At 37.6% G+C, this 13,410-nt stretch carries 10 protein-coding genes; 1 reads left to right on the plus strand and 9 read right to left on the minus strand.

The window, feature by feature from the left end; genetic code table 11:
• The first annotated feature begins 310 nt into the window (after nucleotides 1-310).
• The gene (locus tag H3Z82_RS12375) at nucleotides 311-2,524 is read left to right on the plus strand and encodes a response regulator (protein ID WP_182205822.1); all 2,214 of its coding nucleotides are present in this window, start codon (nucleotides 311-313) and stop codon (nucleotides 2,522-2,524) included.
• A gap of 18 nt (nucleotides 2,525-2,542) precedes the next feature.
• Here the strand turns inward: H3Z82_RS12375 and H3Z82_RS12380 are convergent, their stop codons facing one another.
• The 9 genes from H3Z82_RS12380 to msrA all read right to left on the minus strand — a co-directional run bounded on the left by H3Z82_RS12380 (nucleotide 2,543) and on the right by msrA (nucleotide 13,373).
• Nucleotides 2,543-3,772, minus strand: a complete 1,230-nt coding sequence (locus H3Z82_RS12380) for a BaiN/RdsA family NAD(P)/FAD-dependent oxidoreductase (protein WP_182205823.1) — start codon at nucleotides 3,770-3,772, stop codon at nucleotides 2,543-2,545.
• Nucleotides 3,769-4,455: a glycerophosphodiester phosphodiesterase gene (locus H3Z82_RS12385; protein WP_182205824.1), complete on the minus strand. Its 687-nt coding sequence runs from the start codon at nucleotides 4,453-4,455 to the stop codon at nucleotides 3,769-3,771. Before H3Z82_RS12385 ends, H3Z82_RS12380 begins: the two co-directional genes overlap by 4 nt.
• Before the next feature lie 190 nt (nucleotides 4,456-4,645).
• The gene (locus H3Z82_RS12390; RefSeq protein ID WP_182205825.1) at nucleotides 4,646-5,506 is read right to left on the minus strand and encodes an acyl-CoA thioesterase; all 861 of its coding nucleotides are present in this window, start codon (nucleotides 5,504-5,506) and stop codon (nucleotides 4,646-4,648) included.
• A 63-nt stretch (nucleotides 5,507-5,569) separates the two neighbouring features.
• Nucleotides 5,570-6,886, minus strand: coding sequence for a DUF2254 domain-containing protein (locus tag H3Z82_RS12395; protein ID WP_182205826.1), 1,317 nt, complete (start codon nucleotides 6,884-6,886; stop codon nucleotides 5,570-5,572).
• Nucleotides 6,887-6,930: 44 nt separating this feature from the next.
• Entirely contained in the window at nucleotides 6,931-10,632 is a 3,702-nt protein-coding gene (locus H3Z82_RS12400) for a metallophosphoesterase (RefSeq protein ID WP_182205827.1), read from the minus strand.
• Nucleotides 10,633-10,726: 94 nt separating this feature from the next.
• The gene (locus H3Z82_RS12405) at nucleotides 10,727-11,947 is read right to left on the minus strand and encodes a bifunctional alpha/beta hydrolase/OsmC family protein (protein WP_182205828.1); all 1,221 of its coding nucleotides are present in this window, start codon (nucleotides 11,945-11,947) and stop codon (nucleotides 10,727-10,729) included.
• Between the two features lie 11 nt (nucleotides 11,948-11,958).
• On the minus strand, nucleotides 11,959-12,477 hold the full coding sequence (locus tag H3Z82_RS12410; protein WP_182205829.1) for a peptide-methionine (S)-S-oxide reductase: 519 nt from the start codon (nucleotides 12,475-12,477) through the stop codon (nucleotides 11,959-11,961).
• A gap of 6 nt (nucleotides 12,478-12,483) precedes the next feature.
• On the minus strand, nucleotides 12,484-12,765 hold the full coding sequence (locus H3Z82_RS12415; protein ID WP_182205830.1) for a DUF427 domain-containing protein: 282 nt from the start codon (nucleotides 12,763-12,765) through the stop codon (nucleotides 12,484-12,486).
• Nucleotides 12,766-12,878: 113 nt separating this feature from the next.
• A complete protein-coding gene (msrA, locus tag H3Z82_RS12420; protein ID WP_182205831.1) occupies nucleotides 12,879-13,373 on the minus strand; it encodes a peptide-methionine (S)-S-oxide reductase MsrA in 495 nt (164 codons plus the stop codon).
• Nucleotides 13,374-13,410: the final 37 nt, after the last annotated feature.

A 13,410-nucleotide genomic window follows, 5' to 3' on the forward strand; every position in this document is an offset into this window, starting at 1 on the left:
TAGATGACATTGCTATCAATTTTACGTCGATTTGGCAGTTTCTTGTTATTCCTGTTATCTCGTGAATTGGTTTAAAAATATGTCAATTGCAATTTTTATAGGATATCACAGTTATAATTGTGTCTTTATATGACCTATAGAAGCCATACATCTACTGTTTAAACAGCATAATGTAATGTAATTAAAAACAGAATTAACATAAAAAAATCAACATTTTCCAACCACAATAACACCTGTTGTCGATAAAATACGTAGTTTTGTCGATACCATTGCATAAATTTTTTTAGCATAAATACATATCCCCCAGATCATGAATTTATTAAAATCATTTTTGATATTAATAGCGACTGTCCATATTTCAGATTTCGGCTATTCTCAATCGACTATTAATCAAAATTCTGTAACTGAACGGTTAAAGCATTCTATAAATGCCACCGACAGTATTTACCAAAAAACACTGTTATTAAATGAAGAAATTGCGCATGCCAAAAGTAATCACTTACCATTATCGCTTGCCAATACACTTCGAACCTTAGGTGATGTTTATTCGAGCATTGAAAGTCATGAAACGGCAGCTTTACACTATACGAAAGCGTATCGTATTTATGACTCTCTCAAGAAACCACAAGAAATTGATGACATCCTTACTGTGTTGGCGCACACCTACGTTGATGGAAAAAAATATGAGAAATTTGACAGCCTTATCCCTATAGCTTTAAGGCATTCAAAACAACTTAACAGTATTAACCACTTTTATAACTTAGAATCGAAAGTCCGAAGAAACTATTTCGTCAAACAATATGATCTTGCATTACGCTATTCGGAAATTGGTTTACAACAATTAGATAAATTTGAATTTTCGACTGAGAAAAACAAGAAAGAGAAAATAAATTTAGTTGAAGTTTTTCGTTACTATCAATCTTTAGCTTTGATTAATCTGAAGCAATATGACAAAGGTTATGAGCTTTTATTTAAACTCAACCCTGAGGAGTTTCAAGTTAAAGGCAATGATCATCTTGCCGCACTCAGCCAAACGGCTACATTGAATTATTACAAATTTAGATACTATAACGAACGCGAAAAGCAGTTAGATTCAGCTACCAAATACTTACTGATATCAGACTCCCTAAAATACATTGCTATTAAAAAATTTCAGGAAAGACTTTCAGATAATGGCAACTTGATCTATAAAATCATCTCCACCGAAAAGCAATTACAACTGGCCAACGTTAAAAGAGAACACCATAGAGTCACATCAAATGCTTTTTTAATGTCTACCATCATTCTGAGTCTATTACTTACCGTATTGGCAACCTTCTTTTATTACTATTACAACAATAGAAAACGCATTAAGACCATAAATTTACGACTCAAGGAGTCCAATAGAAAGTTAAAGATTATTGATAAGGAACGGCTTGAATTTTTCTCCATCTTAAGTCATGAGTTAAGAACACCAATTTACGGAATCAATGGCCTTGCCACTTTAATAGATCAAGAAAAAAACCCGAAAAAATCAAAAACATATCTCAACGCGCTACTCTCCTCCAGCCATTATATTTCTGTGCTCATTGATAACGTTTTACAGATATCAACCGTAAAGTTTGAAAAAAAGAGCCTGCATTTGAAACCTACAAATATTTTAGAGTTGATAAAAAGGGTATCAAGTTCCATAAAGATTTCGGCAGATCAAAAGGGTTTAAAACTATATACCAATATTGAAAAAACAAATTGGGGTGAGAGTTTGTTAGTTGACAACGTTGTGCTGAGCCAAATCCTGATTAATCTTACCTATAATGCCATTAGGTACACCTCCAAAGGATTTGTGGCCATAAACATTACCGAGCAAAGAAGAACCGACACCCACGTAAATTTACTTTTTGAGATTAAGGATTCAGGTATTGGCATTAAAAACAAACACCGCGACCTCATATTTAATGCGTTTGAAAATAAAACATTCTTAGAAAAAAACAGCACTGGATCAGGCTTGGGGCTTTACATTGTTAAAACCTTGCTCAAAAGTTATGATGCTGAAATTAAATTTTTATCCAAAGTCAATGAGGGAAGTACTTTTTACTTTGATATAGACTTTGAGATTGCAGCAGCATCCATCCAGGAGCAAGAGGAAATTGAATCTTTTACCGATGTTCCATCCAAGATTCTCATTGTAGATGACAATACTATTAATTTAATGGTGACCAAAAAGAATGTAGAAAAAATTCCTGGTTGTTTTTCTGAAACCGCCACCCACGGAAGAGAAGCTATTTGCTTGGTTAAGGACAAGGATTTTGACTTGGTATTGATGGATATTAACATGCCAGATATGGACGGCTATGAAGCTACAAAACATATCAGATTGTTTAATCCGGACATACCAATATTGGCATTGACCGCTTTAAATTCTGACGAAACTAAAAGCAAAGCCATGGCTTGCGGCATGAATCACGTGATAACCAAACCTTATGATTTTGAAGAGTTCCAGTCCATTGTTTTAAAATACTGTCAGACCTTACAAGCCCAAAACTAAACGCCTCAAACGTCTGAATTAAATATTTTTAGCAATAAGATATGCACCGGTCCAAGCGTTTTGGAAATTAAAACCACCCGTTACCGCATCTACATTAATGACCTCCCCGGCAAAGTATAGATTTTTGTGAAGCTTACTCTCAAAATTCTTGAAGTTGATTTCTTTTAAATCCACACCTCCAGCGGTTACAAACTCCTCTTTAAACGTGCTTTTTCCATCTACTTTAAAAACAGCTTGCGTCAATTGCGACGCTAAATTCTCCAACTGCTGCTTGTTTAAATCGGCCCAACGTGTTTCCTGATCTATACCTGAGGCTTGAACCAATTTGTGCCAAAGGCGTTTTGGCAAATCAAATTGCGTCAGTTTGAATACTGTTTTCTTGGCAATATTCTGTTTTATAGCTTTTAGATGTTCCAGACACGCTTCAAATGACTGTTGGATAAAGTTAATTTCAATGTCAAATTTATAGTTTCGTTCAGCAAGTTCAATAGCTCCGTATGCTGAAAGTTTTAAGATGGCCGGAGCACTCATGCCCACATGGGTAATGAGCAATGGCCCTTCTGAATACAAATTGGATCCCACAACCTTGACCTGTACATGCTGTGCCACCACACCAGGAATATCTTTTATACGCTCATCTTTGATATTAAACGTAAAAAGTGATGGAACAGCTGGCGATATCCTATGCCCCAAGTCTTCCAATAGTTTCCATATTTTTGGATTGCTTCCGGTTGCGATAACGAGTTTTTTGCAATAGAATACTCCCGACAGGGTTTCTACATTAAAATTATGATCAAAATCTCTGGTCCCATCTGGAGATGACAGTTCGATTTTTTTGACACTCTCATTATAGAACACCTCAACCTTATGGTTTTTCGCTTCATTTAAGAAACAATCGATGATGGTTTGGGAAGAATCCGTGATAGGGAACATGCGTCCATCATCTTCAATTTTCAGTTTTACGCCCCGTTTTTCAAACCAGTCTATCGTATCTCCGGTCATGAATTGATGGAAAGGCCCAAGCAATTCTTTTTCACCTCGCGGATAATTGGAGACCAATTCTGTTGGCACAAATTCGGCATGGGTCACATTGCAACGTCCGCCACCAGACACCTTGACCTTCTGAAGCCCTTCTTTGCCACGCTCAAGAATTGCTACTGTTAAATGCGGATGGCGTTCTGCAATATTAATTGCTGCAAAAAATCCTGCGGCGCCGCCTCCAATAATGATGATATCTTTTACATTCATAACCGATCAGGATAATCTGAAATTATACCATCTACACCATAAGATGTTAGGCGTGCAATAGCTTCAGGTGCATTAACCGTCCAAGTATTGACTTTATACCCCGAGTTTTGTAGATACTTCACCTCATTATGATCCAATAAAAAATAATGCGGATGAATGGCCTTAGCTTTAATGGATTGTGCAATGTTGGTAGCCAACTCAATATCTGACTCCGTTAAAACGGCTAAATGGATATCCTTATTGATATTGTATACGGTTTTCAATTCATCGTAATTAAAGCTGGACACCACAAAATCATCAAACGTCCAACCTTTTGCTTCCGTGTATAGTTGAATACTCTTACAGGCTTCAAATGCCGTCCCAAGTCCCTTAAGCTCAATATTCAGCATACATTTTTTATCAATAAGATCTAAGACCTCCAATAAGGTGGGTATTTCAAATTGCCCATTGATTTTTAACGACTTGAGCTCATCAAGAGATTTCATCGCAATTTCGCCAGTTCCGTCCGTCAACCGTTCCAATGTAAAATCGTGATAAACGACCAACTCGCCGGTTTGACATAAATGCACGTCAATTTCGATACCATCAACACCCAAATCCAATGCTTTTTCAATGGACTCTAAGGTGTTTTCGGCAACATGACCCATGGCGCCGCGATGGCCGATTTTTAAAGGTTGATTCACGAATTATAGATGTTTCTGGTTTCTGTTGTTTCTGGTTCCTGTTGTTTCTGGTTCCTGTTGTTTCTCTCCTTTAATGAAGTTACGAACGCGCAAGCTTGTTTCCTGCCTCTACAAAAACTGCGGACGGGCAGGCTTATGTCTCCCGATTTTCTTTTTGGAATTTGGGATTTGAAATTTTGAATTTTAAAGCTTATTTCGGTCGCAACAATCCTTCCTGAGCCACTGAAGCAATAAGTTTTCCATCTCTGGTAAAAATCTTCCCTTGCGCAAATCCTCTGGCTCCAGAAGCGTTGGGCGATTCAATGGCATACAACAACCAATCATCAAAGTCAAAATCCCTGAAGTACCACATTGAATGGTCCAAACTTGCGGTTTGCGTATTTCCCCAATGCGCCTTACTGGCGTGACGGTTCATTACAGCAGCCAAAATATTATAATCTGATGCATAGGTGAGAATCTGCTGTTTTGTGGCTAAATCCAAGTTTGAAACATTACCTTTAAGTTTAAACCATACATTGGTAAATGATGGTAAATCTTCTTTATTAAACGGATTGACAAGATCTACAGGCTTAAACTCTACCGGTCGTTCTGCTTCCAAAAAGCCTTTCGTCTTTTTAGGAATAACCTCACCAAATTTATCTAAAATCTCCGTCCAACTCATTAACTCTTCTGGTTGTTTGATTGATTTATTAATTTCTATTTGATGATTATAGCCCTCTTCAATTATTTGGAAAGAAGCAGAAAGAATAAAAATGGTCAAGCCGTTTTGTTCCGCAGTTACCCGTCTTACCGAAAAACTACCACCATCCCGAACGATACTAACGTTATAAACTATTGGCAACTCCAAATTCCCAGCCTCCAAAAAATAGGAGTGCATGGAATGAAGCACACGTTTGTTAGTAATTGTTCTTGAGGCCGCATTAATGGCTTGAGCCAGTACTTGGCCTCCAAAAACGTTAGGGCTACCGACGGATTTGCTAAGGCCTTCAAATTGAGTCTGATTGATTTCCTTTAAATCAAGAAGTTCAATTAAATCTTGAACATTGTTCATATCATGTATTTTTAGCTTTTCAAAGGTATCTAAATGAACTTAAAATGAAAACTAAGACGTCTATTAAATCGTGAAATCCGATGTGTTTGAAGATTTCAGCTTTGCCATTCGATGTTCGATTAGGGATAAATCGTGGTCGTTTTTTTGATTTGCAATAGCATCTTGGTGTAAGTTTCTAATTTCCTCAATGATTTTCTCTTTATAATTTGGATCACAAGTTTCGGCATGCAGCAACAGAAACTCCAGCATCATAAATAATTTTTGGACAACAATAACATCATGCTTACAGTACGTACGCAATGCTGCCATAACGCTGTACAGCAGATCTTCAAATTTCACGGTTTTTATGCTCAAAAACGCATCGTCGTCATCGTCAAACAAATAACTACTGTCTCTTTTCTTCATCCGTAACGTAAACAATTCAGTCATATAGTCAATGGCGTTAATGGCCGTACCCGGATCATTGATACCTGGCGACATGGCTTTTACGGCTATTTCGGTAATTTGTTTAAATGCCAAAACATAGTTCTCTTCTATAAGTTCGTTTTTTGAAAAGTGAAAACAATCCAAAACCTCATCTTTTGCATCGTCATCCAATGCCTCTCCAGAATACTTAAGAAGCGGCAACCCTTTCAGGATATAAGTACCTTTGATTTGCACGATTTCAATTTTAACGTTTTTTTCCTGTGCAAATTCTGCCAAAGCGTTTAAACTCACATCTTGGAAATAACCTGATTTTCTACAATCTACAGGCTTCCAATCTGATGTATCCGGAAACTCAATTTCTGTTGATTTCTCATTGTCAATCAAAGCACTCAATCGTTCGGAAGCCTTATCAAAAATTTTATCCATAATTGTTCCTACCTGTATTTGTTGCGATATGGAATGGATAAAATATATAAATGCAGCCAAACAAACGGTCATAAATACAATGGCCAACAATACCGAAAACCCAGGAAGCTGATATTTGTCGCCGTGTGGTGTTATCGATACCAAAATGAAAATACAATAGAGTAGTGTCGAATTATAAATCCCTAAAATGACTTGATGTCTCCGGTTTGAAATCAATCCCGGAAGTAAACGAGGCGAAAAATTACTGGAAGCCTGATTCAGCAAAATCATCACTAAAGAGAAGCTAAACACCATAATGGAAATCAATCCTCCAATAAACGTGGTCAAAAGATCTCTTGCGGTATCAATATTATTGATGACCAAAAGCGGGGCGTTCTCTACTAAATATTTAGACACACCCCAGCTTTCAAGATAATACATGAAAAAAGCAAATAACAATCCAGCCAAACTGATCAAGGAAGGATAAAACGCAATATTGCTCTCCAATTTGATAATATATTCGAGAAGATTATAAAAATGTTTTTTCATAGATTATGCTAATGTTTGTCTAAATTTATGACAGGATGTTTTTATTAAAAATTCAAACCTAAACCAAATGAAAACCTGGTTCCGTCTTCACCGGTAAAGAGGTTAATTGTTCCAGAAAGCGATTGGGCAGCGGTAATTCTTAAACCCCCACCATAATCATTATGCCATTTTTTGGAATAATCGCCTTTCCACCATACACGCCCGACATCTCCTCCACCAAAAACCGTAACTTGCAAGGGTAATAAACGGGTCTTAAAAGAAGGAAAACTATAACGTAAATCAGCACTTGCTACCATTGAATTCCGTCCTGTAAAACGTTCTGCTCTATACCCTCTCAGACCGGATTCTCCACCAATATTTGCCGCCTGATAAAACAAAAAGTCATTTCCAAAACGAAACTGAGTGCGTACATCCGTTTTAAGGACCAGAGTATTGTCTTTAGTCAGGGAATTATAAAATCCAATATTGGAATTGATAAATCCATAAACCTCATCCACATCTTGAAGATTGGTTTTGGCACCTATATGCAATTTAAAAGTCATCCCTTTGCTTGGATTGATACGGTTATCCGCCGCAAAATAGTCGTACTCCCCCTCCAGACCACCAAAATAATGTCTGTCATAAAATGCTTCATTACTTGACGGTTGATAAGTTTCAATATAGCGGTCAGGAGCATCCTTAACTTCAATACCTTCAAAAAGCGCTCTAAATCCGTAATCACTACCAAAGGCCGATCGTTTCAAAATTCCCACATGTCCGCTATAAATGCTTTTTTTGACGCGATTGAAATCAAACCCATCGGCATCATAAGCGGATTCGTTCCCGAAGCCAAAGAAATTAGTGGTATAAGCGTTGTTTGTGATGGTTCCGCCTACGTTTAAATTCCAGTCATAAAAGAAATTCGCAAACTCACCTTCATAATTCAACTTAAAACCACCGGTTGCGAAAGCATATTTGACATTAAATGCATGTTGTTGAGAAAATGGATTCCGCTGAAATCCATTGACACTATAAACTACTGAACCTCCCAATAAAAGGCCATCATCAGGGTTGTAACTCAAGTTGGGCGTTAGCGCAGTACCAGTGGTTCTATTCTTTTGAAAATTAAATAGATTTAAATTATAAACATCCGTAAACTTAATTTGCGCTCCATTTCTTGCAAGTACCGTATTATCCTTTGATCTATGGTCATAGACCTTAATGCGCCTTCCTTCTTTGATATTGTAGATGTCATTGCCCTGTCCACCTATGATTCGGGTAAAGATTAAATTATTGCCTTTTCCATTGACCTCAAATTGATCATGATCATTTAGACCGTAAATCCAAAGCTCCTTGGTGACGTTCCTATCGAAAATTTTATCTACAAAGGGCTCGCTTATTCCACCATCTTTAAGTCTTGAAATTTTCACCCGAGTCAAACCTTTATCCATACGAGTAATTTCAAAATAATCGTCTTTATCGGTACCGGTCAATACCACCAATTCATTTAAGTAATCATAATACCTATTGGCAATATCTTCCATATTGCCCCGACGTCCTTTCAACTTCACCTTAATATCTTCAATAATACTATCTTGGACTTCTACGGGCACTTTGGTAAAGGCTTCCTCAATCACTTCATCGGTCACATTATCCATTAAAAACTTAGCTTGTTTTATCCAAACATCTCTATCAGATTCTTGAATTAGCACGCGGTCTAATTTTACGCCGGCACTGTTCATCCATTTGATATCCGCCAATTCTTCATCGTACACCTGAAGTTGTCGTGAGGATCCAGAGATAGCTCTTACAATATCCAATAAGGTTCCGTCAAAGTTTGAAAACACCTGATCTCTATCTCGTGGAATAGGCTTATACAATTTATCACCATTTTCTTGGTTAAATTGCGCCCAACGCCACTGGTCCTGATGTCGATCCCAATCGCCAATCAGCATATCAAATAAGCGTGCTCGGATATAGGCATTTTCATCTATCTTATATTTCTCATCTTCCCTTACTTTTTCAATAATATCGTAAGTACTTTCAATATCATCAGCATACCCAAAATTACGTTCATCTGTATAATTTTCTTCAGGGCGCTCTTCAATCATATATAATTGCCCACCATACTCGCTATTGAATTCACCTAAATGTTGATGCTTAGGAATATAAAATATGCTAGGATTGGTATGGTAAATTTCTGCCGCGTGGGCCAAATCCGGAATGGCCATAAACGCATAGGGATGCGCCGCCGTATAGAAGTCCAAAATGAGCGTTTCAATTTCAGTACGCTCAAAATCATCAGCAACATAAGTGTTTTTAAAAAGTACTTTCTCTAAATATTGGGTCGCACTTTTTCGTAATGCTCTCATATTTAACTCTCTTCCATCTTTTGTCTTTAGTCGCAAGGATTTTGTTTGATGACCACCCCCTGCACGCACTACTTCCAGACCTCCATAAAGTGTGTCTAAGGTTGCTACCGGTACCTTAATGGGTTTGCTATAAACACTCCTATAACGATCTCCCAAGAGCATTTTATACACCGATGACTTATCTGTTTCCTCATCTGTATAAATAGAAACTTCAACCTCCTCCGGAAAAGTATCCGCTAATTTGGAAAGGTCATAATGTTCTGTGGGCGGATAGACCTCCTTCTGAAACAACAGATGTGGCTGATTATTTTCTGATCCAAAGTATTGCACCCATGAACTTCCGTCCTTAAACACGGTAAACACTGCAAACCCTTGTAGGCCATAAGCAAATACGCCGTGTGCCTTGAGGTTAACTTGACCTGTTTTTGAACCGGAGCCAGAGACAATTTGTTTGATATTGCCGTTGTCAATGTATTGCAAGGTATGTTCATGACCGGATACAAAAATGATATTGCCATTTTCTGTCGCCAGATTCTCCAATCGATTCATCAAATTGTTATATAGCTCGTTGTATCTATCCTGAATGGAAACGCCACCTTGAGATCTAATCTGTGTGACCAAGGACGCTAAGCCTGGCATCGGAATTCTGTTTTGCATAGGAAACAAATGCTTTTCCAACGCAAATTGACCGCCATGTGTACTGTTGGTGTACATGGGGTGATGCATCGCAAAGACAATGGTTTTTCCTTGGGCTTTTTTAATCTCACCTTCCAATTCAAGCATCAACCGTTCTCGTGTTTTAATGACACAATCTTCGTTTATCGTGGGATGCTGGTCCCAATTTACAAGATACCATTGGGTGTCGATGATTATCAACTGTATGGTTTCACTAACATCAATACTTTCAAGAGGACAGCCATTTTCAGGAAAAAAACTATTTTCGCCGAGCGCGTCCTTAATGTATTGTTCTTGTAAACGGAGTCCGGTTAGCCCATCAGAATACCATTCATGATTGCCCGGAATGAAAATTGTTTGTCCGTCAAAATTTTCAACTGATTTGACTTGAGCATTCAGCATGTTTTCAGCAGCGCCTCTGTACTTATGTTCAATATGAGGTAGCCCAGAAGGGTAGATATTATCTCCCAAAAATAAGGTATAATCGTCTTTGGTTTTTTTATCTGAAATATAGCTATGAAATGCAGTCAAGCCTTGAGACATCCCATTCATTGGCGATAAGCCCGCGTCACCAACTAAATAAAACACTTTGTCCACCTCCTTTTCAGGAAATACATTTTGTTGGTCGTTCGGGTCTAGATATTGCGCTTTAAAAGAGGCACATGCATTAATAAATAAGACGGTGGTAAGAATTAAAAAAAGTTTTTTTATCGTGTTCATTAAGAGTCTATATGATTTTCAGCAGTGCCTTCTGCCTTTAAAAGATTTAAATTAATTTATTTCATGGACATATCACTTGATTTAAAGCTATTTATCAAGAAATTATTTCTGTGTCTATAACAATTTCACTCAATAAGGTTCTATGAACCGGACATCTGGAGGCTATCTCTTTTAATCGTTCTTGTTGCGCAGCGTCCAGGTTACCAACGAATTTAAGTTTCTTTAAAAGGTGATCAAAACGTGTCGGTTTTTCTAAATCGCGCATTAAATCCTCACTATGTTTTTTAGAATAAGTTATGTAAACAAACACTTCCTGAAGACCCCATTCCTTGCGTTCTGCGTAGAGTTTTAATGTCATTGCTGTACATGAGGCTAATGCTGCGCTCAAAAAATCATAAGGTGAAGGACCAAAATCATCACCTCCAAAAGACTTTGGTTCATCTGCTATAAAACTGTGTTTTTCCGTTTGCATGTAGGTTGTAAACTTGTCTTCCAAAAGATTCAAATGCCCTACCAACTGCTCGTCTTCCGTATCTAAAATAGCATGGTTACTGGTATCAAAATAACCTTGAACCCATGCGCCTATCAAATTACCCACATAATTACTATCTTTTTCTTTCAATAATAAATGATCGGCATCATCCAAACTGACAAAACTTTTAGGATGGAATGCATTTATAAAGAGTTCTTGTGCATTATCAATCCCCACGACCTTGTCAAACGGCGCGTGCATAATCAGCAAGGGTCTTCGAAGTTGTTTAGTAATGGCAGGCAAGTCAGTTTTATCAAAATCATCCACAAATTCTTGGTTAATTTTAAAAGGTCTTCCTCCGATATTGACCTTGACGTCCCCTTTTTCTGCGATCTCATCAAATTGATGCGAAAAATGTCGTTTTACATGTACTGTGGTTGAGGGCGCGCCAATAGTGGCGACAGCTTTGACATTATCAAGTTGTGAGGCCGCAACAATAACTGCCGCCCCACCAAGTGAGTGCCCAACAAGTAGTGACGGTGCTTCATAATGCGCTTTTAAATAATCATTAACTGCCAAAAGATCTTCCACATTGGCAGAGAAGTGACTGTCCGCAAACTCACCTTCACTTTGGCCCAAGCCCGTAAAATCAAAGCGCACAACACCAAAACCATGGGCGGTTAAAGCCCTACTGATATTTATAACCGGTTTTAAACTGCTACTACAAGTAAAACAATGAGCAAAAATAGCATAGTTATTAGGCTTTTGATTTGGAGGAAGTTCCAAATAAGCTTGCAATTGAAGACCTTTGGAATTCTGGATATTGAGCTTTGTACTTTTCATAATAAGTTGATTTATTGTTGTAAATGCACCACTTTATCAGGGTTTACGTATTGAGAGAATTGTTGTAATAGCAATTTCAATTTTGGATCGATAAAGGTCTCACAAAATGGTTTTTTAGGATTTTTAAAATAGTAATTTATGAAATTTTCTCTTGATGCTTCAAAATACCTAAACGGTAACACCTTTGTAATTAATTTTTCATTGAAATGATTTTGAAATTTTACCATTAAAGAATTTACAGCTTCTTCTTGACTTGTGTCAAAAGTATAAATTGCGGAACGGTATTTTTGACGCATGGAATGACTGGAACGACTGCTGTGCGTTAACAAATGTATTTCGATTAATGTTTTAAGCGTGATGCATTTGCGATTAAAATGAACGATAACGGCTTCTGACAAGCTATTATTTGAGTTGATAGACGCCACAAATCCCTGTTCCACTTTCTCAACACCAACAAGCGACTGAAAAATGGCTTCAGTACACCAATGGCACCCGCCACCAAAACCAATTTTAGATCTGTTTATGACCATTAAGTTTTATGATTTGATTTCAACACCTTTCCAAAAGGCCACGTAATTTTCTATGGCCTTAGCTTTTTCTGAAACTTCAGGGTAAAACCAAGCAGCATCTTTATTCTGTTTGCCGTCAACCTCGATAGTATAGTAGGAAGCTTCGCCCTTCCACGGACAAGTGCTATGGGTTTTACTTGTCTTAAAAAACTCTTTTTTGATGCTCTCATGCGGAAAATAATGGTTGTTTTCTATGGCCTCTGTGGCATCACTTTCTGCAATAATTGTATTGTTCCATATAGCTTTCATATTCACTTTTTTTATATTTTAATTTTGAATGGACCGCGTTGGCCGCATAGACTTGACGCAATGTTCTCAAAAAATAATCTTATTTGAAACATGAGAAGTCTCAAACGTCAAAATCAGAAAAACGGTTGCTCAAATCGTTCGTAATGACAGGTATAACCGTCTGGTTTTCTCAACAGATAATCTTGATGCTCCGGTTCTGCTGGCCAAAATTTGGAATACGGCTCTAAGGTAGTCACCACCTCGCCATCCCATCGATTGGAAGCATTTACAATATTGATAACATCTTCTGCCTCAGATTTTTCTTCATCATTCTGAAAAAATATGGCAGAGCGGTAACTCGCTCCAATGTCATTGCCCTGCTGATCAACGGTTGTAGGGTTATGGATTCTAAAGAAATAATCCAGAATATGCTTGAACGAGGTCACACTTGGGTCATACGTAATTTCAATACCCTCAGCGTGACCAGGATGGTTTCTATAAGTTGGATGCTCGTTGTCGCCTCCAATGTATCCAACTTCGGTATCTATGACTCCAGGACGGACCCTAAACAAGTCTTCCATTCCCCAAAAACAGCCGCCGGCTATATATGCTTTTTTATTTGTACTCATGATTTGTCTATTGAATTGTTAATTAATTTAATTTTGT

The sequence above is a fragment of the Gelidibacter maritimus genome, assembly GCF_014062315.1.
Lineage (GTDB): Bacteria > Bacteroidota > Bacteroidia > Flavobacteriales > Flavobacteriaceae > Gelidibacter > Gelidibacter maritimus.